General features: G+C 68.7%; 18 protein-coding genes. 14 read left to right on the forward strand and 4 right to left on the reverse strand.

What is annotated here, in order from left to right:
* Positions 1-16: 16 nt before the first annotated feature.
* Positions 17-838: a hypothetical protein gene (locus ACWCRD_RS12305; RefSeq protein WP_450965771.1), complete on the reverse strand. Its 822-nt coding sequence runs from the start codon at positions 836-838 to the stop codon at positions 17-19.
* 19 nt (positions 839-857) lie between these two features.
* Complete coding sequence (locus tag ACWCRD_RS12310; protein WP_115906133.1) at positions 858-1148, reverse strand: hypothetical protein; 291 nt, start codon at positions 1146-1148, stop codon at positions 858-860.
* 412 nt (positions 1149-1560) lie between these two features.
* On the opposite strand from ACWCRD_RS12310, the gene ACWCRD_RS12315 reads away from it, so the two are divergent.
* The 3 genes from ACWCRD_RS12315 (at position 1561) to typA (ending at position 6526) form a co-directional block, all read left to right on the forward strand.
* Positions 1561-3696: an ABC transporter family substrate-binding protein gene (locus tag ACWCRD_RS12315; protein ID WP_450965772.1), complete on the forward strand. Its 2136-nt coding sequence runs from the start codon at positions 1561-1563 to the stop codon at positions 3694-3696.
* A gap of 155 nt (positions 3697-3851) precedes the next feature.
* Positions 3852-4484 (forward strand): hypothetical protein, encoded by a 633-nt coding sequence (locus tag ACWCRD_RS12320; RefSeq protein ID WP_450965773.1) that lies wholly within the window; start codon positions 3852-3854, stop codon positions 4482-4484.
* A gap of 134 nt (positions 4485-4618) precedes the next feature.
* The gene (typA, locus tag ACWCRD_RS12325) at positions 4619-6526 is read left to right on the forward strand and encodes a translational GTPase TypA (protein WP_450965774.1); all 1908 of its coding nucleotides are present in this window, start codon (positions 4619-4621) and stop codon (positions 6524-6526) included.
* Positions 6527-6662: 136 nt separating this feature from the next.
* Here the strand turns inward: typA and ACWCRD_RS12330 are convergent, their stop codons facing one another.
* Entirely contained in the window at positions 6663-6887 is a 225-nt protein-coding gene (locus ACWCRD_RS12330; RefSeq protein ID WP_450965775.1) for a hypothetical protein, read from the reverse strand.
* Positions 6888-7680: 793 nt separating this feature from the next.
* Here ACWCRD_RS12330 and ACWCRD_RS12335 point away from each other — a divergent pair.
* From ACWCRD_RS12335 to ACWCRD_RS12385, 11 genes are all read left to right on the forward strand, one after another.
* Complete coding sequence (locus tag ACWCRD_RS12335; RefSeq protein WP_450965776.1) at positions 7681-8715, forward strand: ABC transporter permease; 1035 nt, start codon at positions 7681-7683, stop codon at positions 8713-8715.
* Between the two features lie 83 nt (positions 8716-8798).
* Complete coding sequence (locus tag ACWCRD_RS12340; protein ID WP_450965777.1) at positions 8799-10613, forward strand: ABC transporter substrate-binding protein; 1815 nt, start codon at positions 8799-8801, stop codon at positions 10611-10613.
* A gap of 94 nt (positions 10614-10707) precedes the next feature.
* Complete coding sequence (locus tag ACWCRD_RS12345; RefSeq protein ID WP_450965778.1) at positions 10708-11688, forward strand: ABC transporter permease; 981 nt, start codon at positions 10708-10710, stop codon at positions 11686-11688.
* A 22-nt stretch (positions 11689-11710) separates the two neighbouring features.
* Positions 11711-12772 (forward strand): ABC transporter ATP-binding protein, encoded by a 1062-nt coding sequence (locus ACWCRD_RS12350; protein WP_450965779.1) that lies wholly within the window; start codon positions 11711-11713, stop codon positions 12770-12772.
* Positions 12773-12783: 11 nt separating this feature from the next.
* Positions 12784-13905, forward strand: a complete 1122-nt coding sequence (locus ACWCRD_RS12355) for an ABC transporter ATP-binding protein (RefSeq protein WP_450965780.1) — start codon at positions 12784-12786, stop codon at positions 13903-13905.
* A gap of 161 nt (positions 13906-14066) precedes the next feature.
* Complete coding sequence (locus ACWCRD_RS12360) at positions 14067-14945, forward strand: GNAT family N-acetyltransferase (RefSeq protein WP_450965781.1); 879 nt, start codon at positions 14067-14069, stop codon at positions 14943-14945.
* A gap of 104 nt (positions 14946-15049) precedes the next feature.
* Positions 15050-16684 carry a peptide ABC transporter substrate-binding protein gene (locus ACWCRD_RS12365; protein WP_450965782.1) on the forward strand — a complete coding sequence of 545 codons (1635 nt, stop codon included), beginning with the start codon at positions 15050-15052 and terminating at the stop codon, positions 16682-16684.
* Between the two features lie 6 nt (positions 16685-16690).
* Positions 16691-17614 (forward strand): ABC transporter permease, encoded by a 924-nt coding sequence (locus ACWCRD_RS12370; RefSeq protein WP_450965783.1) that lies wholly within the window; start codon positions 16691-16693, stop codon positions 17612-17614.
* Positions 17607-18584 carry an ABC transporter permease gene (locus tag ACWCRD_RS12375; RefSeq protein WP_450965784.1) on the forward strand — a complete coding sequence of 326 codons (978 nt, stop codon included), beginning with the start codon at positions 17607-17609 and terminating at the stop codon, positions 18582-18584. Before ACWCRD_RS12370 ends, ACWCRD_RS12375 begins: the two co-directional genes overlap by 8 nt.
* Positions 18585-18868: 284 nt before the next feature.
* Entirely contained in the window at positions 18869-19852 is a 984-nt protein-coding gene (locus tag ACWCRD_RS12380) for an ABC transporter ATP-binding protein (protein ID WP_450965785.1), read from the forward strand.
* On the forward strand, positions 19845-20876 hold the full coding sequence (locus tag ACWCRD_RS12385) for an ABC transporter ATP-binding protein (RefSeq protein WP_450965786.1): 1032 nt from the start codon (positions 19845-19847) through the stop codon (positions 20874-20876). Before ACWCRD_RS12380 ends, ACWCRD_RS12385 begins: the two co-directional genes overlap by 8 nt.
* 217 nt (positions 20877-21093) lie before the next feature.
* Here ACWCRD_RS12385 and ACWCRD_RS12390 read toward each other — a convergent pair whose 3' ends face one another.
* Positions 21094-23253, reverse strand: a complete 2160-nt coding sequence (locus ACWCRD_RS12390) for a prolyl oligopeptidase family serine peptidase (protein ID WP_450965787.1) — start codon at positions 23251-23253, stop codon at positions 21094-21096.
* Positions 23254-23353 lie beyond the last annotated feature (100 nt).

A 23353-nucleotide genomic window follows, 5' to 3' on the forward strand; every position in this document is an offset into this window, starting at 1 on the left:
CAGAAGGCACCCCTCATCAGAAGAATCGCGGATCGTCGAAGGCGCCGGACGCCACCAGATAGACGTAGAAGTCGGCGAGCGCCACGCTCACCAACGACGCCCAGGCGAGCAGCATGTGCCGGGCGTTCAGCTTCCCGACGAACTGCCACGCCTTGTAGCGCACGGGATGCTTGGAGAAGTGTTTGAGCTTGCCGCCGACGATGTGCCGACAGGAGTGGCAGGAGATCGTGTAGGCCCAGATCAGCGTGATGTTGACCAGGAACACGACGGTGCCGAGGCCCATGTGGCCCCAGTTCTCGTGCGTGTCGCGGAAGGACAGCACCGTGTCGTACGTCAGCACGCCCGCGACCAGGATCGCCGCGTAGAAGAAGTACCGGTGGATGTTCTGCAGGATCAGCGGGAAGCGGGTCTCACCGGTGTACTTCTTGTGCGGCTCGGCCACCGCGCAGGCCGGGGGCGAGGCCCAGAAGCCCCGGTAGTAGGCCTTGCGGTAGTAGTAGCAGGTCAGGCGGAAGCCGAGCGGGAAGATCAGGATGATGATGGCCGGGGAGATGCCCCACCAGCTCCCGAAGAGGTCGGCGTTCGGGCCCGACGGCATGTTCTTGCAGTTCTCCGCCAGACACGGCGAGTAGAACGGGGAGACATACGGCGCCGAGTAGTAGTCCGCGTTCGCGAAGGCCCGCCACGTCGAGTACACGATGAAGGCCAGCAACCCGGCCGCGGTGGCGGCCGGAGCCAGCCACCAGCGGTCGGTCCGCAGATGCGGGGCGTCGATCGCGGCGCGCGTACCGGTGCGTACACCGCCGCTGTTCAGATGTGGTTCCGTACCAGTGGCCAACTCATGACTCCGGTCGGGTTCAGGGGGCGTGGCGGTCGCGGGCGCCGAGTCCTTCGTCGTCCGTGTCGATCCACAGCGAGGGGTCGTACGGGGTGTCGGGGATGGTGACGAGTTCCGGCTTGCGCGGTGCGCTCGGACTCGACGCCGCCTCGCGCAGGAGCGCGACGCTCTCCCGCAGGTGATCGGCGTCGGCGCGGACGCGGCGGATGTCCAGACCGCCGCTGCCCAGCTGCTTCTCCAGGCGGCCCACGGACCGGGACAGGTCGTCCAGGCAGCGCTGCATTGTCGTCAGGTCGTCTTGCACGGACATGACGTGACCTCACTTCCATGGGCCGTCAGGCCCCAGGTGGCAACGTTCATGCGCCTGCGAGTGTTGCGCGTCACACCTGCCGGTGGGAAGGGATGTGCAGCGATTGGCGGATTGCATGCCTCCAGTGCACGCCTGCAAGCGCTCTGTGTGCGCCGGGGGCGCACATTGGGCCGTACGAGTGGGGTTGCCCGGCTGTGCCGCCGTGTCACCCCCGGACGGCGAACCCTTTCCTCTTCAGTGGGCCGTACATCTGATCAACTCCAAAATACCGCCAAATGTGATCAGACCCCTACTTATTGTCCGGCGTGAGCGGCTCCCGGAGGTAGCAGTGATGTCCCACGTTCGGCAGCACCCCGAAGGGGCGCGGGGCAGCATCGATGGGCGGCTCCGCCGCGGGGAGCGACGAGCCACGATGGTGCCGCGGACGAACCACGGCCTGTCGCGGCCCTTCCAGCGGAGCGCGATCGCCTTTCTCGCCGCGGGCCTGCTCGTGGTGCCCCTGCTCGCCGGCTGCGGCTCCGAGGACGAGGCGGGCAAGCCCCTTGCCGGGCCGGACATCGCGCCCGCCGGGCGGGACCAGGTGGCCGACGGCGGCACCCTGCGGTGGGCCGTGGACGACGTGCCGGAGACCCTGAACACGTTCCAGTCGGACGCCGACGCGGTCACCAACCGCGTCGCGCAGGCCGTCCTCCCGTCCATGTACCGGCTGGACCCGAACGGGCGGCCCCAGCGCAACTCCGACTACCTGGAGTCCGCCAAGGTCGTCCAGACCGAGCCCAGGCAGGTCGTGCTCTACAAGATCGCCCAGCAGGCCGTGTGGAGCGACGGCCGCGAGATCGGCGCCGCCGACTTCGCCGCCCAGTGGCGCGCCCTGTCCGGCAAGGACACCGCGTACTGGACCGCCCGCAACGCCGGCTACGACCGCATCGAGAAGATCGAGCGCGGCGCGAACGACCTCGAGGTCAAGGTCACCTTCGCCCGGCCCTACGCCGACTGGCAGTCGCTGTTCTCGCCGCTGTACCCCAAGGACGTCATGGGGACGCCGGACTCCTTCAACGACGGGGCGCGCAGGACGCTCAAGGTCACCGCGGGGCCCTTCGCCCTGAAGGCGGTCGACCACAAGAACAACCAGGTCAGCCTGGTCCGCAACCCCCGCTGGTGGGGCCGGCCCGCCAAGCTCTCCGAGATCGACCTGAAGGCCGTACCGCTCGACAAGCGGCCCGCCGCGCTCGCCGACGGGGAGATCGACCTGGCCGAGATCGACCCGTCCGCCGCGCAGCGCATCGCGCCGGCCGCGGGGGCCAAGGGCTCCGCCGCGCTGCCGGGCCCACAAGCCCGGCGCGCCGCCGCCAAGGCCCTGCCTGCCGACGCCGAGGGCCTGAGCGGTTTCGAGGTCCGCAAGTCCCTTGAGCCCGTCTACACCCAGCTCGCCCTGAACGGCGCCGAGGGCCCCCTCGCTGACGAGCGCGTCCGCCGGGCGGTGGCCCGCGCCCTCGACCGCAAGGCCCTCGCCGAGGCCGTACTCAAACCGCTCGGGCTGCCTGCCGTGCCCGTCGGCAGTCATCTCGCGCTGTCCGGGCAGGCCGCCTACGCCGACAACAGCGGCGCGCTCGGCGGCCAGGACACCAAGGAGGCGCAGGCGCTGCTCGCCGACGCCGGGTGGGTGCGCGGCGGTCCGGTCAAGGAGGAGAAGAAGAAGCAGAAGGGCGACAAGGCCGCCGGGGCCCAGGGCCGGAAGGCCGACGAGTCCGAGGGCGGCGACGACGGGACCTACATCGTCGGCGAGGACGACAACGGCGACAGCAAGAGCGGCCACGACAAGGACCCCAAGGACCACAGCAAGAAGGACGAGAAGGCCAAGGGCGGCACGCATCTCGCGGACGGCAAGTACGCCAGACCGCAGCCGCAGCACGGCGGCGTGCCCGGCGCCTACGCCCCCAAGGGCACCGCGGCCCCGGCCGGCGCCGCCACGGCGATGCTGGCCAAGGACGGCAAGCCGCTCACCCTGCGCTTCGTGCTGCCGTCCGGACCCGGCTCGCAGGCCCTGCGGACCGTGGCCGACCGGATCAGCGCCATGCTGCAGCGGGTCGGCATCGGCACCCGGATCACCAAGGTCTCCGACGACAGCTACTTCAAGGACCACATCGCCTCCGGGGAGTTCGATCTCGCCCTGTACTCCTGGCCCGCCTCCGCCTTCCCGGCCACCGACGCCCGGCCCATCTACGCCAAGCCGGTCCCGGCCGCCGACGGCTCCCTCGACGTCGAGCAGAACTACACCCGCATCGGCACCGACCAGGTCGACCACCTCTTCGATCAGGCGGCCGCCACCCTCGACACCGACGAGAACCTCTCCCTGATCCGCAAGGCCGACTCCCGCATCTGGGCCGCCGCCGGCTCCATCCCGCTGTACCAGCGCCCCCAGCTGACGGCCGCGGCCAAGAACCTGGTGAACGCCGGCTCCTTCGGCTTCCAGACCCCGGTCTACGAGGACATGGGCTTCCTGAAGAAGGGGGCGAAGCCTTCGGCGAGCGCGAAGCCGAACGCCTGACGTGGCGGTAGCTCAGGGCTCCCTCAAGTCGGTTGCCTTCCGCGCCCGGTGCCCGCACCATGAGGTCGGTATCGATCATGGTGCGGGCGCCGGGCGTCCGTGCGCGGGGCAGACGGGGGCGGGGCATGCGTGGTGTCGCACGCGGGAGTGGCGCAGTGGGTCTGGCCGCGGCGGTGCTGTTCGCCGGGCTCACGGCCTGTACCGGCGGCGCGAGCGGACACCATGAGGCGAAGGCGCCGGTGAGGGCCTGTGCCGACGGCACCTTCACCTGGTCCCGGATCAAGCAGACGGACGAGCTGACCGGCATCTCCGACGTGGAGGTGCTGGGCGTCGGCGGCGGACCGCTACGGCACGGCATGCGGCGCGTGGCCGGCCCGCGGCCCTCGGTGCGCGCCGCGGGACCGGCCGTCCCTGCCGCCGAGGTCCTCTTCTCGCTGGGCAAGAGGATCGGCGAGATCGACTCCGACGCGCACACGCTTGCGGAGGACGACAGCGGCACGACGTACGCCTTCACGGATGTGCACGCCAAGGCCCCGGCGCCGGCCAGCCGCACCAGCCGGATCGACGGAGCCGGGCACTTCGTGCAGTACGCCGGAGTGCGCATGGAGGAAGGTGACTTCCGCTACTCCTGCGCCGACGGCGGCACCACGACGGGCCATGCGCGCAACTGGACGGTCGACATGGCCGGCACCCTCGACTGCCAGGCGAACGTCGGCCGCTCCGACCTCGCCCGCCAGGCGGCCCGGCGCTCCTGCGCGGCGGGCTCCCCGGCCACCCGGGACGCCTGAGCCGACCGCCCGGGCGAGCCGCCGCGGCCGAGGCCCCGTACCATGGGGTGAGGCCGTGGCGTGTCCAGCCCGGCAGGGTCCGCGTAACACAGACGTACGCGTCGGCCTTCCTCACACTCCAGGAGTACGCCTTCATGGCCACGCGCCACGACATCCGCAACGTCGCCATCGTCGCCCACGTCGACCACGGCAAGACGACCCTCGTCGACGCCATGCTGAAGCAGGCCGGTGCCTTCGCCGCGCACGCCGCCGAGTCGCTCGACGACCGAATGATGGACTCGAACGACCTGGAGCGTGAGAAGGGCATCACGATCCTGGCCAAGAACACGGCCGTGAAGTACCACCCGAAGGATGGCGGCGACGTCATCACCATCAACATCATCGACACCCCGGGCCACGCCGACTTCGGTGGCGAGGTCGAGCGTGGTCTGTCGATGGTGGACGCGGTGGTCCTGCTGGTCGACGCCTCCGAGGGCCCGCTGCCCCAGACCCGGTTCGTGCTGCGCAAGGCCCTCCAGCAGCGCCTGCCCGTCATCCTGTGCATCAACAAGACGGACCGCCCGGACTCCCGGATCGACGAGGTGGTCAACGAGACCTACGACCTCTTCCTCGACCTGGACGCCGACGAGGACCAGATCGAGTTCCCGATCGTCTACGCGTGTGCGCGTGACGGTGTGGCCTCGCTGACCAAGCCGGAGGACGGCACCGTCCCGGCCGACAGCGACAGCCTGGAGCCCTTCTTCTCCACGATCCTGTCCCACGTCCCGGCTCCGGAGTACGACGAGACGGCCCCGCTCCAGGCGCACGTCACCAACCTGGACGCCGACAACTTCCTCGGCCGTATCGCGCTGCTCCGTGTCGAGCAGGGCGAGCTGCGCAAGGGCCAGACCGTCACGTGGATCAAGCGTGACGGCACGATGTCCAACGTGCGCATCACCGAGCTGCTGATGACCGAGGCGCTCACCCGCAAGCCCGCCGAGAAGGCCGGCCCGGGTGACATCTGTGCCGTCGCCGGTATCTCGGACATCATGATCGGTGAGACCCTGGCCGACCCGGAGAACCCGATCCCGCTGCCGCTGATCACGGTCGACGAGCCGGCGATCTCGATGACCATCGGTACGAACACCTCGCCGCTGGTCGGCCGTGGCGGAACCGGCAAGGGCGCCGACAACAAGGCCGCGGTCAAGGACCGCAAGGTGACCGCCCGTCAGGTCAAGGACCGCCTGGACCGCGAGCTGATCGGTAACGTCTCGCTGCGCGTGCTCGACACCGAGCGTCCGGACGCCTGGGAGGTCCAGGGCCGCGGTGAGCTGGCGCTCGCCATCCTGGTCGAGCAGATGCGCCGCGAGGGCTTCGAGCTGACCATCGGCAAGCCGCAGGTCGTCACCAAGGACGTCGACGGCAAGGTCTACGAGCCGGTCGAGCGCATGACGATCGACGTGCCCGAGGAGCACATGGGCGCCGTCACGCAGCTCATGGGCGTCCGCAAGGGCCGCATGGACAACATGTCCAACCACGGCTCGGGCTGGGTCCGCATGGAGTTCGTGGTCCCGTCCCGCGGCCTCATCGGCTTCCGTACCGAGTTCCTGACCCAGACCCGCGGCACGGGCATCGGCCACTCCATCCACGAGGGCCACGAGCCCTGGTTCGGCCAGCTGCAGACCCGTAACAACGGCTCCCTGGTCGCCGACCGCGCCGGTGCCGTCACCGCCTTCGCGATGACGAACCTCCAGGAGCGCGGCGTGCTCTTCGTCGACCCGGGCACCGAGGTGTACGAGGGCATGATCGTCGGCGAGAACTCGCGCTCCGACGACATGGACGTGAACATCACCAAGGAGAAGAAGCTCACCAACATGCGGTCGTCCTCGGCCGACACGTTCGAGGCGATCGTCCCGCCGCGCAAGCTCTCCCTGGAGCAGTCGCTGGAGTTCTGCCGCGACGACGAGTGCGTGGAGGTCACCCCGGAGGCGGTCCGCATCCGCAAGGTGAACCTGGACGCCCGCGAGCGCGCCCGCGCGGCGAGCCGCGCCAAGCACGGCTGACCTTGGGGGCACGTGGATGCCGGGCCACTCCGATGGGTGGGGGCCCGGCATCCACAGCCTCAGGTGCCTTTTAAGACACCTGACTCTCGTTTGCTTTCCCACGCCTGCTGCCTCATCCCCCCGGCAACGCATCGGGTCACTGCGCTGACCCATGCTGCGCGAGCGCGTGCGCCACGGCCTCCTGCAGATCGACGACCTCGAAGTCGAGGTGCATCGTGATCCGCTGAGCGCCGTCCTGGGCGGGCCGGACCGGTGGGACATGCCCGTCCCCGCGCTGGAAGGCGATGCAGGCCACACCCTCTGACCCGTCGTGCCCGGACATCCGCGGGGTGCCGGGCTTGTGGCCGGCGCGGGCGTCCATGTCGGCGAGTACCCCCCGGCGTTCAGACAGATGTAGGGAAAACCCTAGTTCTCGTTCCGGATCCGTAAAGGCGGTTCGAACCGGTCTAGGCTCCTGCCAGCGTGAGTTCTGGCCATCCGCCGTGAGAGCGATGCGAACAGCCCCGGGCTGTCGGCCTGGTGACCGAAAGTGATGGACCGCGCGGTCCATGCACAGTGGCCGTAGATCCGCAACTCAATTTTCATGGGTTTCGCGTTCGGTATACGGACGTGCGGGTCCGATAGGTGTGTAACAAGTCCGTTTCGCAGGGATCTTTCGGCTAACCCTTTGTCCGGATTTTGGAAGATGTACGCGTAAGGTGTGATCGAACCGAGACCTTATGAGTGTGGTTCGGCCATGGCTCATGGCAGATAGTTAGGCGCGTAGCGCTCGGGTCGACGGGTCTCGCACTGTGGGGGCAGCGTGGACTCGCGAGCACAAGGGATGTCTGTCTGTCCGTCAGGGGTGGCGGGGAGCAGACACATGCCCTGCCTGTCGGTGAACACGTGGAGTCATGAGGAGGAGCCCCATGTGCGGTGTCATGAACACCAGGTGGGCCACGCCGCCCGTGGTGGGCAACTGCCCCGCTGGTAGCGGCGGTTCACTCTGAGGGATTTGACGGCCGTTCAGCGCGGGCCAGCGCCTACGCGCGTCCGGCTGCGGATTTCTCGCTTCCTCGGGAGCTTCGACACTTCTTCATGAACCGGTCCCGGTCGCGCACACCCTGCGGCGGCCGTCGGCTCGGCACACCCACACCTGTTGAAATGGACCAACTGTGACCAGTCCTATCGAGGTTGACGGCGGCGGTACGTCGGTCGTCGTCGACGGCGCCCCCCAGCCTCCGAAGGAGGCCGCGGCGGCCAAGCTCGAGGGCCGCTCGCCCGGCCAGCTGATGTGGATCCGCTTCAAGCGCGACCGCACCGGCGTCATCTCGGCGTTCGTCGTGCTCTTCTTCTTCGTCGTCGCGGCCGCCGCGCCACTGATCTCGAAGCTGTACGGCAAGAACCCGTACACGATCTACGCCGACGTCCGCCCGGAGTTGTTCGACAGCGCGGGTGTGCCGGTGCAGCCCAACGGCGGTATCAGCAGCGAGTTCTGGTTCGGGCTCGAACCAGGCAACGGCTACGACGTGTTCACCAAGCTGATCTACGGGATCCGCACCTCGCTGATGATCTCCGTCGCGGTGACGATCGCCACGGTGGTGACGGGCATCCTGCTGGGCATCGCGGCCGGCTACCTCGGCGGCAGGACCGACTACTGGATCGGCCGGGTCATCGACTTCCTGCTGGCCTTCCCCGCGCAGCTGTTCTTCATCGCCAGCATGCCCGTGGTGGTGTCGCTGTTCGTCAGCCCGCGCGACGAGACACCGACCTATGTGCGGGTGGTCGCGCTCATCCTCGTCCAGTGGTTCCTCGGCTGGATGAGCCTCGCCCGCATCCTGCGCGGCACCACGCTCGCCCTGCGCGAGAGGGAGTTCATCGAGGCGGCGAAGGTCAGCGGAGCCTCTCCCTGGCGCATCATCCGCAGGGAGCTCCTGCCGAACGTGGTGACGCCGATCCTCGTGCAGGCGACGTACATGCTGCCGGCCTTCGTGACGGCGGAGGCGGGACTGTCCTTCCTCGGCGTGGGCATCGTCGAACCGACCCCCGACTGGGGCCAGATGTTCTCCAAGGCGTCGACCGAACTCGTCCTGCAGAACGACATCACCTACATGATCTTCCCCGGCGTCTCGATGGTCATCTTCGTCGTCGCGTTCAACCTGCTCGGGGACTCGGTCAGGGACGCCTTCGATCCCAGGGCAGCGCGCTGACCGAGAGTTTGGGCGTCCTCGCCCGGATACGCACAGCAATTTCTTCGCATCAGGCGACACACAGATGGGTGGAGACTTCAGTGATGAGTAGGGGCGGACGCCAGACATACGCCGCGCTCTCCGTGCTCGCGGCGGGGGCACTCGTGCTCACCGGCTGCAGCAAGGGCGGCAGCAACGCCAGCGACAACGAGAAGAAGGACCAGCAGAACGCCAAGCGGCAGCAGGCGTCCATCAAGTTCGGCAACGCGGCGGACTCGCAGGGTCCGGCCACCGCCGTCCCGGGAGCCAAGCAGGGCGGCACCATGGAGGTGCTGCAGCGCGACTCCTACGCCCACCTCGACCCGGGGCAGATATACGTCTCCGACGAGGGCTCCCTGGCCACGCTGCTCTTCAGAGGGCTCACCGGCTACAAGGCCACCAGCAACGACGGCAGCAAGCACGAGGTCGTCGGCGACCTGGCCACCGACTCCGGTACCACCACGGACGGCGGCAAGACCTGGAAGTACACCCTCAAGGACGGCATCAAGTTCCAGGACGGTACGCCGATCACCTCGGCGGACTTCCGGCAGACCTTCGAGCGCCTGTTCGCGCCCTTCATCAACCAGGGCCCGACGTACCTCCAGCAGTGGATGGCCAACACCTCCAGCGCCGCCGACTACCGCAAGCTGCTGCCGGACGGCCCGTACAAGGGCAAGCACCTGCCCGACAGCGTCCTCGAGACGCCGGACGCCAAGACCATCGTCTTCCACTTCCAGAAGCCGCACCCCGACCTGCCGTACGCCCTCGCCATGGCGGGCTACGCGGTGGTGTCCAAGAAGGGTGACACGCAGCAGAAGTACGACAAGGCGCCGCTCGCGACCGGTCCGTACAAGATCCAGTCGTTCAAGTCCGGCAAGTCGATGGTGCTGGTCAAGAACACCAACTGGGACCCGAAGACGGACCCGATCCGCAACCAGTACGTGGACCAGTTCAACTTCACCTTCAACGTCCAGTACGAGGGCTCCACCAAGGCGCTCCTCGCGGACACCGGTGCCGACAAGACCGGCGTCAGCTTCAACAACTCGGTCGACGCGGGCAACATCAGCGCGGTCCTCGGCGGCAACGCGGCGATCAAGGCCCGTACGGTCGCGGGCTACCAGCCCTATGTCGGCCAGATCAACATCAACATGAAGCACGCGCCGTTGCAGGACAAGACGGTCCGTGAGGCCATCGCCTACGCCCTGCCGATCACGCCGATCATCCGCGCCTTCGGCGGCAGCTCGGCCGCGGAGGTCGCCGGCGGCTACATCAGCCCGACCGTCAGCGGCTACGACGCCTCCTTCGACCCGTGGGGCAAGAAGAAGAACCCCGGCGGTGACGCGGCCAAGGCCAAGGCGCTGCTGAAGAAGGCCGGCAAGCTCGGCCTGAAGCTGACCTACGGCTACCAGAACACGCCCGAGGGCCAGCAGTACTCCACGGCCATCGCCGCGGCCCTGAAGAACGCCGGCTTCAACGTGCAGCGCCAGGACATCCCGGCCGAGACGTACTACGACCAGGTCGGCAAGGTCAACAACAACTACGACATCTACGCCTCCGCCTGGGGCGCCGACTGGCCGTCCGCCTCGACCGTGATCCCGCCGGTGTTCGACGGCCGCACGATCGCCGACGGCTCGCCGAACTACTCGCACGTCAACGACCCGAAGGTCAACGCCGACATCGACGCCGCGAACAAGATCGCGGACCCGGTCAAGTCGGCCGAGGCCTGGGAGAAGATCGACCAGTACCTGGCCAAGGACGTCATCAACGCCGTCCCGACCATCTACTACAAGCAGGTCCAGATCTCCGGCTCCAAGGTCGGCGGCCTGGTCTACGACGACGTCCTCGGCGGAATCGACCCGCGTCGTCTCTTCATCAAGTAACCCCCCTGTCCGACCGGTACCCGGTGCGTCCGCCTAGCGCGGTGGTCGCACCGGGTACCGCCCGGCCCGCTGACGTCAGAGAGCTGCCCCTGTCATGCTGCGCTTCCTCGTCCGCCGGACCCTCGGTGCCGTCGTCATCCTCTTCCTGTTGAGCATCGTGACGTTCTTGCTGTTCTTCGGGATGCCTCGTGATCCGGCGCTGCTGATGTGCGGCAAGACCTGCAACCCGACCAGTCTCGCGAACATCCACCATGTGCTCGGCCTGGACAAGTCGATCCCCGAGCAGTACGGGATCTTCCTGAAGAACCTCGTCCTCGGCAGCAACCAGTTCGCCCAGGGCCCCTGCCCCGCCCCCTGCTTCGGGTACTCGTACCACACCAACGACCAGGTCTGGGCGACCATGATGGACCGCCTGCCCACCACCATCTCGCTCACCCTGGGTGCCGCGGTGGTCTTCCTGATCGCGGGTCTGGGCACCGGCATGCTCGCCGCCTGGAGGCGCGGGACACTGCTCGACAAGTCGGTCACCGCGGGGTCGATGGTGATCGGTTCGCTGCAGATCTACTTCATCGGCCCGCTGCTGCTCGCGGCCCTCGTCTACCAGTCCCACCTCTTCGACAAGCCCGTCTACAACGACTTCACCGCGGATCCGGTCGCCTGGTTCACCGGGCTGATCATCCCGTGGGTGGTGCTGTCCACGATCTTCGCCTCGCAGTACACCCGTATGGCGCGCTCGGCGATGATCGAGCAGCTCCAGGAGGAGCACGTGCGCACCGCCCGCGCCAAGGGCATGTCGCGCAAGTACGTCTTCTTCCGCTACGCCTGGCGCGGCTCGCTGATCCCGATCGTCACCATCTTCGGCATCGACCTCGGCTCGCTGCTGGGCGGCGCCATCATCACGGAGTACACCTTCGGACTGGCCGGCCTCGGCCGACTGGCGGTGGAGTCCGTGCAGTTCAGCGATCTGCCGGTGCTGCTGGGCGTGATGCTGTTCTCCGCCGCCATGATCCTGCTGTTCAACATCATCGTCGACGCCTGCTACGCCTTCATCGACCCGCGCGTGCGGCTCTCCTAGGCCGGGTAAGAGGAGCACTCTCGTGACCACTATGACCAAGGAAGCCGGCGCCCCCGTGCCGGCCGACGCGGGCACCTTCCTCTCCGTGCGGGACCTGCACGTCAGCTTCAAGACCGAGGACGGCGTCGTGAAGGCCGTCAACGGCCTCTCCTTCGACCTGGAGCGGGGCCGGACCCTCGGCATCGTCGGTGAGTCGGGCTCCGGAAAGTCCGTCACCAACCTGACGATCCTCGGCCTGCACAACCCGATGTTCACCACCGTCGAGGGCGAGATCCTGCTGGAGGGCAAGGAGCTCACCACCGCCCGGGAGTCGGAGCTGGAGAAGCTGCGCGGCAACAAGGTCGCCATGATCTTCCAGGACCCGCTCACCGCGCTCTCGCCGTACTACACGGTGGGCCGGCAGATCGCCGAGCCGTTCAGGAAGCACACCGGGGCCTCGAAGAAGGCGGCCTGGGACCGGGCCGTCGAGATGCTCGGCAAGGTCGGCATCCCCAACCCCAAGGAGCGGGCGAAGGAGTACCCGCACCAGTTCTCCGGCGGTATGCGCCAGCGCGCGATGATCGCCATGGCACTGGTCTGCGACCCCGACCTGCTGATCGCCGACGAGCCGACCACGGCCCTGGACGTGACGGTCCAGGCCCAGATCCTCGACCTGCTGAAGGACCTCCAGCAGGAGTTCGGCTCGGCGATCATCTTCATCACCCACGACCTGGGTGTCATCGCCGACATGGCCGACGACATCATGGTGATGTACGCGGGCGGCGCGATCGAGCGCGGCACGGTGAACGAGGTGATGCGCACGCCGCAGCACCCCTACACCTGGGGTCTGCTGAACTCCATGCCGCGCATCGACTCCGACCTCGCCGCCCCGCTCGCGCCGATCCCGGGCGCCCCGCCCTCGCTGCTCACGCCGCCTTCCGGCTGCCGCTTCCACCCGCGCTGCACCTTCCAGGACCGGGTCGGCGGCAACCGCTGCGTCACCGAGCGTCCGCTGCTCGCCCCGGACCGCGCCTCGGCGTGCCACCTCACGGCGGAACAGAAGCACACCATCTTCGTCGAAGAGATCAAGCCCCGTCTGGGCTAGGAGGACACGTCATGACAGAGGACCTCGTCCTTCCCGCCCCCCGCGACGCGGGCACCGGCCCGAGCGGGGAACCACTGCTCGAAGTCACCGGCCTGACCAAGCACTTCCCGATCAAGGGCGGCTTCCCGATCCGCCGTACGGTCGGTGCCGTGCAGGCCGTCGACGGTCTCGACCTCACCGTGCACGTCGGTGAGAGCTTCGGCCTGGTGGGGGAGTCGGGCTGCGGCAAGTCGACCACCGGCCGGCTGATCACGCGGCTGATGGAACCCACCGGCGGCAAGATCTCCTACCGCGGCCAGGACATCACGCACGCCTCGCGCAAGGAGCTGGCGCCGATCCGCTCCGAGATCCAGATGATCTTCCAGGACCCGTACTCCTCGCTGAACCCGCGGCAGACGGTCGGCAAGATCATCTCCGGTCCGATGGAGATCAACGGCATCGAGCCCGAGGGCGGCCGTGAGAAGCGCGTACGTGAGCTGCTCGAGATCGTCGGTCTGAACCCCGAGCACTACAACCGCTTCCCGCACGAGTTCTCCGGCGGCCAGCGTCAGCGCATCGGCGTGGCGCGGGCGTTGGCGCTCGAACCGAAGCTGATCGTCGCGGACGAGCCGGTGTCGGCCCTGGACGTGTCGATCCAGGCCCAGGTGGTGAACCTGCTCCAGAAGGTGCAGGACGAACTCGGCATCGCGTTCCTGTTCATCGCCCACGACCTCGCTGTCGTACGGCACTTCTCGCAGCGCGTGGCGGTGATGTACCTCGGCAAGATCATCGAGGTCGGCGACCGCGAGTCCATCTACACCCGGCCCCGCCACCCGTACACCCACGCCCTGCTGTCCGCCGTTCCCGAGGTGAGCCTGAGCGGCGAGGACACCGACGGGCGCGAGCGCATCCGCCTGGCGGGCGACGTCCCGTCGCCCATCTCCCCGCCCTCCGGGTGCCGTTTCCGTACCCGCTGCTGGAAGGCGCAGGACAAGTGCGCCACCCAGGAGCCCCCGCTGATCCAGCTCTCCGGCAATCACGACGGCCACCTGACGGCCTGCCACTTCCCGGAGGAGCCGACCATCGAGGGGCGTGCGGAGGACATCGTGCTGGATCCGGCGCTGGCGGCGCTGGAGGAGGGCGCCGAGCAGTAGCGGCCAACTGGTCGGCCGTACCGCGGAGATGACCTCAGGGGCGGCGGGGAGTATCAGGCCCCGCCGCCCCATGACTCGTTCTGCGGGCTGCGGGCTGCGGGCGGTGGGCAAACCTGAAGGGCGTTCCGTTCAGAAGTCGAGTACGTCGGGGATCATGAAGCATGCGCCCGGACGACTGGCAACTCACCGAAGACATCGACGACTTCCTCGCCCGAGCCGGAGACTTTCTGCGCTCGCGCCCCGTCATGCACAACACACCGCTGACGACGCTCGAGAAACTGAGAAAAAGCGGCGCGGACCCGTACGCCGCCGGGGCCAAGGTCTTCGGCCGACTGGAGTCGGGGGGCGAGGTCCGCGCCGTCTTCTACCGCACTCCGCGCGGCCGCCTGACCCTCACCACCCTCTCCGCCGGGCAGGCCGACACGCTCGCCGCCCACCTGGCCGGCCTCGGCCACACCTTCTCCGGCGTCACCTCGGACCACGACACCGCCACGGCTTTCGCCGAGGCATGGAGACGGCACACGGGCGCGGCGCCGGTGCGCGACTGGCAGGCCCTGCTCTACCGACTCGGCACACTCACCCCGCCGGAGCCGGTCCCAGCGGGCCGGGGGCGGCTCGTGGGCGAGGCAGACCATGAGCAGGTGATGCGCTGGTGCCGTGAGTTCGCCGCGGATGTCGGGGAGGCCGTCACCGTCGACTCCGCTTCCTGGGCCGGCACACGCTTCGCCGAGAAACGCTATACGTTCTGGGAGATCCCGGACGGCACGCCCGTCTCCATGGCGGGCGCGAACCCGATGGTGGCCGGCATGGTCCGGGTGGACCCCGTCTACACCCCCGCCCACCTGCGGGGCCGCGGTTACGCGGGCGCGGTGACGGTCGAGGTGAGCAGGACCGCGCTGGCCGCGGGCGCGACGGACGTAGTTCTGTTCGCCGATCCGGCCAACCCCACCAGCAACGCGCTCTACCAGCGCATCGGATACGTCCCCGTCGCGGACTTCACCGGGTACGACCTCTCCCGAACCGGGCGTGGCGGGAGCTGACCCATCCGGATGGCGCGTTCCCCCAACGGGTGGCGTGCGAGTGCGGTGTGCCTTCTCGGGCCCGATATTGACCGGTAACGGACAGTATCCCGGAGGAGGCCCCCATGCCCGCAGCCACGCACGCCAAATGGGCCGCAGGCGCCGCGGCGGTCGCACTCGCCGCGACGGCCTGCGGGGGCGGCGGCAGCAGCGGCGGCGGCGGTGGCAGCAGCAGCGCGGTGCTCAGCTCCTCCTGGGGCGACCCGCAGAACCCGCTGGAGCCGGCCAACACCAACGAGGTGCAGGGCGGCAAGGTCCTCGACATGATCTTCCGGGGGCTGAAGCGGTACGACCCGAAGACCGGCGCCGCCAAGGACATGCTCGCCGAGAAGATCGACACCACCGACTCGCAGAACTTCACCGTCACCGTCAGGAGCGGCTGGAAGTTCAGCAACGGCGAGGCCGTCACCGCGAAGTCCTTCGTGGACGCCTGGAACTACGGCGCCAGCCTCAAGAACAACCAGAAGAACGCGTACTTCTTCGCGTACATCGAGGGCTACGACAAGGTCCACCCCGAGACCGGCAAACAGACCGCCGACACGCTCTCCGGCCTCAAGGTCACCGGCCCCAGGACCTTCACCGTCAAGCTCACACAGAAGTTCTCGACCTTCCCGGACACCCTCGGCTACGCGGCCTTCGCCCCGCTGCCCGCGGCCTTCTTCTCCGACCACGCCGCCTGGATCAAGAAGCCCGTCGGCAACGGGCCGTACACGGTGCAGTCGTACACCAAGGGCTCGAAGATGTCCCTGAGGAAGTGGGACGGGTACCCCGGCACGGACAAGGCACAGAACGGCGGCGTGGACCTCAAGGTCTACACCGACAACAACACCGCCTACACCGACCTGATGGCCGGCAACCTCGACCTGGTGGACGACGTCCCGGCCGCCCAGCTCAAGAACGTCAAGAACGACCTCGGCAACCGGTACCTCAACACGCCCGCCGGCATCATCCAGACGCTCGCCTTCCCGTTCTACGACCCGGCCTGGAACAAGAGCGGCTCGGAGAAGGTCCGCAAGGGCCTGTCCATGGCGATCAACCGCAAGCAGATCACCGACACGATCTTCCAGAAGACCCGCACCCCGGCCACCGACTGGACCTCCCCGGTCCTCGGCACCAAGGGCGGCTTCCAGGACGGGCTGTGCGGGAGCAGTTGCGAGTACAACCCCGGTGAGGCCAAGAAGCTGGTCCAGGAGGGCGGCGGGCTGCCCGGCGGCCAGGTCAAGATCTCGTACAACGCCGACACCGGCTCCCACAAGGAGTGGGTGGACGCCGTCTGCAACTCCATCAACAACGCGCTCGGCAACGACAAGGCCTGCGTCGGCAACCCGATCGGCACCTTCGCGGACTTCCGCAACCAGATCGGGCAGCACAAGATGACCGGGCCGTTCCGAGCCGGCTGGCAGATGGACTACCCGCTCATCCAGAACTTCCTGCAGCCCCTCTACTACACCAACGCCTCCTCCAACGACGGCAAGTGGTCCAACAAGGACTTCGACAACTTCGTCAACCAGGCCAACACCGAGACCGACACCACCAAGGCGATCGGGCTCTTCCAGAAGGCCGAGAAGGTCGTCCGCGACAACATGGCGGCCATCCCGCTCTGGTACCAGAACGGCAGCGCGGGCTGGTCCGACCGGCTCTCGAACGTGGCGCTGAACCCGTTCAGCGTGCCCGTCTACGACGAGATCAAGGTCGGCTGACCGCGCATGGGACGGTATGTGGTCCGGCGTCTGCTCCAGATGATCCCGGTGTTCATCGGGGCCACGCTGCTGATCTTCCTGATGGTGAACGTGATGGGCGATCCCATCGCGGGACTCTGCGGTGAGCGGCAGTGCGACCCGGCCACGGCCGCGCAGCTGAAGAAGGAGTTCGGCCTCGACAAGCCGGTGTGGCAGCAGTACCTGACCTACATGGGGAACGTCTTCACCGGCGACTTCGGCACCGCGTTCAACGGCCAGAAGGTCACCGAGCTGATGTCGACGGCGTTCCCCGTCACCATCCGGCTGACGATCGTCGCGATCCTCATCGAGATCGTCATCGGCATCACTCTGGGTGTGATCACCGGCCTGCGGCGCGGCCGGCCGGTCGACACCTCGGTCCTGCTGGCCACCCTCGTGGTCATCTCCGTCCCCACCTTCGTGACCGGCCTGCTGCTCCAACTGCTCCTCGGCGTCGAGTGGGGCTGGATCAAACCGTCGGTCTCCCCCGACGCCACCTTCAGCGAACTGATCGTGCCGGGCCTGGTCCTCGCGTCCGTCTCCCTGGCGTACGTCACCCGGCTGACCCGTACCTCCATCGCGGAGAACCGGCGCTCCGACTACGTCCGCACGGCCGTCGCCAAGGGCCTGCCCCGGCAGCGGGTGATCATCCGTCATCTGCTGCGCAACTCGCTGATCCCCGTGGTCACCTTCATCGGCACCGACATCGGCGCGCTGATGGGCGGCGCGATCGTCACCGAGCGGATCTTCAACATCCACGGCGTGGGCTACCAGCTCTACCAGGGCATCCTGCGCCAGAACACGCAGACCGTCGTCGGCTTCGTGACCGTCCTCGTCCTCGTCTTCCTGGTGGCGAACCTGCTGGTCGACCTCCTGTACGCCGTACTCGACCCGAGGATCCGCTATGCCTGAGCAGTACGAGTCCGAGGGCGCCGTCTCCTCCACGGGCATGGGCGGTGCGATGGACCTCGCCGTGAGCGAGGCGGGGACCCTGGAGCGGACGCCCGGCGGGCCGGAAGGGACGGGACCCGCGGGCAGGCCGCGCTCCCTGTGGTCGGACGCCTGGCACGACCTGCGCCGCAACCCGGTCTTCATCGTCTCGGCACTGGTGATCCTGTTCCTGGTCGTGATCTCCCTGTGGCCCTCCCTGATCGCCTCCGGCAACCCCCTCAAGTGCGACCTGGCCAAGGCCCAGGAGGGTTCCCAGCCCGGGCACCCCTTCGGCTACGACGGGCAGGGCTGCGACGTCTACACGCGCACGGTGTACGGGACCCGCATCTCCATCAGCGTCGGCGTCCTGGCCACGCTCGGTGTCGCGCTGCTCGGCTCGGTGCTCGGCGGGCTCGCCGGGTACTTCGGCGGGGGCTGGGACTCGCTGATGTCCCGGATCACCGACATCTTCTTCGCGATCCCGGTCGTGCTCGGCGGACTCGTCCTGCTCTCCGTGGTGACCAGCAACACGATCTGGCCGGTCATCGGGTTCATCGTGCTGCTCGGCTGGACGCAGGTCTACCGCATCGCCCGCGGCTCGGTCATCACCGCCAAGCAGAACGACTACGTGCAGGCCGCCCGGGCGCTCGGCGCCTCCGACTCCCGCATCCTGCTGCGGCACATCACACCGAACGCGGTCGCGCCGGTGATCGTCGTGTCGACCATCGCGCTCGGCACGTACATCGCGCTGGAGGCGACCCTGTCGTACCTCGGCGTCGGTCTGAAACCGCCCACGGTCAGCTGGGGCATCGACATCTCGGCGGCCTCCCCCTACATCCGCAACGCCCCCCACATGCTCCTGTGGCCGGCCGGCGCGCTGGCGATCACCGTACTGGCGTTCATCATGCTCGGCGACGCGGTCCGCGACGCCCTCGACCCGAAGCTGAGGTGACGGCGTCATGGCGCTGGAAGCGTGTGATCTGCGGGTATGGTCCCGGGCCCTGGCGCAGGACCGCCCGGCCCGGCCCGGCCCGCAGTCCTGCACCGCACGGCGGGACGCCCCGGACCTGTGCGCCCGGCGATCGTGGTCCGTCTTCTGGCGGGGGCCGGGCACGCGAGGACGTGAAGCCGTCGGCCCGGCGCTTCATGCGGAGCGGCGCGGTCCGGATTCCTGCACCGCTCGGCGGGACGCCATCGTGCGCGACGCCCTCGACCCGAAGCTGAGGTGACGGCGTCATGCTGCTCGAAGTGCGGGACCTGCACGTGGAGTTCCGGACCCGGGACGGGGTCGCCAAGGCCGTCAACGGGGTCGACTACGCCGTGGACGCGGGGGAGACCCTCGCGGTGCTCGGCGAGTCCGGGTCGGGGAAGTCCGTCACCGCGCAGGCGGTCATGGGCATCCTCGACATGCCGCCCGGGAGGATCACGGGCGGCGAGATCCTCTTCCAGGGCCAGGACCTGCTGAAGCTGAAGGAGGAGGAGCGCAGGAAGGTCCGCGGTGCCGAGATGGCCATGATCTTCCAGGACGCGCTGTCCTCCCTCAACCCCGTGCTCTCCGTGGGCGACCAGCTCGGCGAGATGTTCGTCGTGCACCGCGGGATGTCGCGGAAGGACGCGCGCGCGAAGGCCGTCGAGCTGATGGAACGGGTGCGGATCCCGGCCGCCAGGGAGCGCGTCAAGGACTACCCCCACCAGTTCTCCGGCGGTATGCGCCAGCGCATCATGATCGCGATGGCGCTGGCACTGGAGCCGGCGCTGATCATCGCCGACGAACCGACGACCGCGCTGGACGTCACCGTCCAGGCCCAGGTGATGGACCTGCTCGCCGAGTTGCAGCGCGAGTACAACATGGGGCTCATCCTCATCACCCACGATCTCGGGGTCGTGGCCGACGTCGCGGACCGGATCGCAGTGATGTACGCGGGCCGGATCGTCGAGTCGGCTCCGGTGCACGACATCTACAAGGTGCCCGCGCACCCGTACACCAAGGGCCTGCTGGAGTCGATCCCGCGGCTCGACCAGAAGGGCCGGGAGCTCTACGCCATCAAGGGCCTGCCGCCCAACCTCATGCACATCCCGCCGGGCTGCGCCTTCCACCCCCGCTGCCCGATGGCCCAGGACGTCTGCCGGACCGACGAACCGCCCCTGTACGAGGTGAACGGGGAAGAGCCGGACCGCCGCAGTGCCTGCCACTTCTGGAGGGAGTGCATGAATGGCTGAGTCGATTCTGCAGGTCAGAGGGCTCTTCAAGCACTATCCGCTCACCCGGGGAATTCTCTTCAAGAAGCAGGTCGGCGCGGTGAAGGCCGTCGACGGCGTGGACTTCGAACTGGCCCGCGGCGAAACCCTCGGCATCGTCGGCGAGTCCGGCTGCGGCAAGTCGACGGTCGCCAAGATGCTGGTCAACCTGGAGAAACCGACGGCAGGGGAGATCCGCTACAAGGGCGAGGACATCGGCAAGCTGTCCGCCAAGGCCCTGCGAGCCGTGCGGCGCAACGTCCAGATGGTATTCCAGGACCCGTACACCTCCCTCAACCCCCGGATGACCGTGGGCGACATCATCGGGGAGCCGTACGAGATCCACCCCGAGGTGGCGCCCAAGGGCGACCGGCGCAAGAAGGTCCAGGAACTGCTGGACGTGGTCGGGCTCAACCCCGAGTACATCAACCGCTATCCGCACCAGTTCTCCGGCGGCCAGCGCCAACGCATCGGCATCGCACGAGGTTTGGCGCTGCGCCCCGAGGTCATCGTCGCCGACGAGCCGGTCTCCGCGCTGGACGTCTCCGTGCAGGCCCAGGTCATCAATCTGATGGACCGGCTGCAGAGCGAGTTCGAGCTGAGCTATGTCTTCATCGCGCACGACCTGTCGATCGTCCGGCACATCTCGGACCGGGTCGGCGTGATGTACCTGGGGCGGATCGTGGAGACCGGCAGGGACGCCGAGATCTACGACCATCCGACGCACCCCTACACCCAGGCGCTGCTGTCCGCCGTCCCCGTGCCCGACCCGGTGGCGCGGGAGCGCCGGGAGCGGATCATCCTCGCCGGAGATGTGCCGTCACCGACGAACATCCCCTCGGGGTGCCGCTTCCGCACGCGGTGCTGGAAGGCGCAGGAGCGGTGCGCGCTGGAGGTGCCGCTGCTGGCGGTGCCGGCCGCGTTCCGGGACGTGAACGGTCCGGCCGCCCATGACTCGGCCTGCCACTTCGCAGAAGAAAAGGCCGTCGTGCCGACCGATGAGTAACACGCAGGCAACTTGGCCGACCCGGTTCCGATATACGGACGCGTCAGTCTCTAGAGCGTACGGCCGTGCGGGTGCCGTAAACGGGCCGGGGCTCGCCATGTAGCCCCGGCCCGTTGCCCCTCTTTGCGCCTAAGCCGGCGCCGCTCTCGCGGATGTGGCCGGTGCTTCGTCGTGGTTTCTCGATCAGTGGTTGCGGTGCTCTGTGGAGTGTCGTTGCTCAGGCAGGCTTGAGGGCGCGACGGAGGAAGTCCAGCTGGAGCCGGAGCAGGTTCTCGGCGACCGACTCCTGCGGGGTCATGTGCGTGACGCCGGAGAGCGGCAGCACCTCGTGCGGACGGCCGGCGGCCAGCAGGGCCGAGGACAGCCGCAGCGAGTGGGCCACCACCACGTTGTCGTCGGCGAAACCATGAATGATCATCATCGGCCGGTGCGGTTCGGCCGCGTCCACCAGGCCCGCGTCGTCGATGAGCGAGTTGCGACGGTACACCTCCGGCTGCTCGTCGGGGTGGCCGAGGTAGCGCTCCTGGTAGTGGGTGTCGTACAGCCGCAGATCGGTGACCGGGGCGCCCACCACGGCCGCGTGGAAGACGTCCGGGCGGCGCAGCACCGCGAGCGCCGCCAGATAGCCGCCGAAGGACCAGCCGCGGATACCGACCCGGGTCAGGTCCAGGGGGAAGCGGTCGGCGAGCGCCCGGAGCGCGTCCACCTGGTCCTCGACGGTGGCCCCCGCGAGGTCGTCGCGGACCGCCTTCTCCCAGGCCGGGGAGCGGCCCGGGGTGCCGCGGCCGTCGGCGACCACGACCGCGAACCCCTGGTCGGCGAACCACTGCGAGGTCAGATGCGGATTGTGCGCGGCGACCACCCGCTGGCCGTGCGGACCGCCGTAGGGATCCATGAGGACCGGGAGCGGGGTCTCGCCGTCGTGGTCGCGGGGAAGCAGCACGGCGCACGGGATGCGCCGTGCGCCCCCCTCGGTCAGGGTCACCCGCGGGGTCATGCCGGGGTCTTCCGCGTACGAGGCGACGGTCACCGCGTTCCCCCAGCCTCCGGCCGGGGGGACCCCCATCTCCCTTCGGTCGCCGTCGCGAAGCACCTGCACGCGGGCGCCCGGCCGGTCCGGTACGGCGGACACCAGCACCGTCACGCCCCCCGCACGCACCGCCGAGTGCACGCCGGGCTCCTGCGAGACACGCTCAAGGCCGAGCTCGTTGACGCGGTAGACATGCACCTCGCCGGTCTCGGGGGCCTCGGCCTCCTCGCCGGCGGACGCGGCGATCAGCACGTTGTCGTCCGAGACGTCCAGCACCGCCCGGACGTGCAACTGCGGGCCCGTCAGCGGGCGTTCACCCACCGCGAGGACCCGCGCGCCGCCCTCGTCGACGATGCGCACCAGCTGCCCGGACGGGCTCCAGCAGGGCACCCCGGGGAAAAGATCAAGCCAAACCTGATCTTCGTCCGCGTGCACCAGCCGGGTCGTACCCGTCTCAGGGCTCACGGCCAGGAACAACTGACTGCGCTGGTCGCGCGCTTGGACGAGCAGCAGCGGTGCGCCCGCCTCTGACCAGTGCACATGCGCCAGGTACGGATAGCGCGCCCGGTCCCAGACGACCTCCGTGCGCGCCCCGTCCAGACCGATCACGAACAGCCGTACGTCCGCGTTGTCGGTGCCCGCCGCCGGGTAGGCGACGTGCCGTGGCTCACGTTCCGGCTGGGCCGGGTCGGAGATCCACCAGCGCCGCACCGGCGTGTCGTCCACGCGCGCGACCAGCAGCCGGTCCGACTCCGGCGACCACCAGAAACCGCGCGAGCGGCCCATCTCCTCGGCCGCGATGAACTCGGCGAGACCGTAGGTGACGTTCGCCGACTCCGGCTCGGCGAGGGCCCGTTCGTCCTTGCCCTCGGCACCCACCACCCGCAGCGCACCCTGCGCGACATAGGCGACATGCCGGCCGTCGGGGGAGGGGCGCGGGTCGATCACCGGTCCGGGAGCGGGGAGTTCACGTGCCGTACCGGCCCGCAGTTCGGCCGTGAAAAGCCGCCCTGACAAGGCGAAAGACGCCAACTCCACGGCCGCGTCGGTGGCGTAGCCGACGATGCCCGCGCCGCCCTCGCGGCTGCGTTCGCGGCGCGCCCGCTCCTCCGGCGGAAGCTCCTCGGAGGTGCCGCCGAGCAGGGCGCGCGGATCGGCCGCCACGCGCTCCCCGCCGCCCTGTACATCGAGAACCCACAGGGAACTCGCCCTGTCCGTACCGGAGGTGGAGCGCAGGAACACGACACGGGTGCCGTCGGGGGCCACGGTGAAAGCGCGCGGCGCGCCCAGGGTGAACCGCTGGGTGCGGGCGTGCCTGCGGGGGAAGGAGTCGGACGTCGTCGTCATGCCCTGACCATATTGGCCATGCGCCCCCTTGTGCGGCCGTGCGCCGATCGATGCGCGCGGTCGGATAGTTATGATCACTAGCGCATAGTGGGTATGAACC

It is taken from the genome of Streptomyces sp. NPDC002092, from assembly GCF_053593775.1.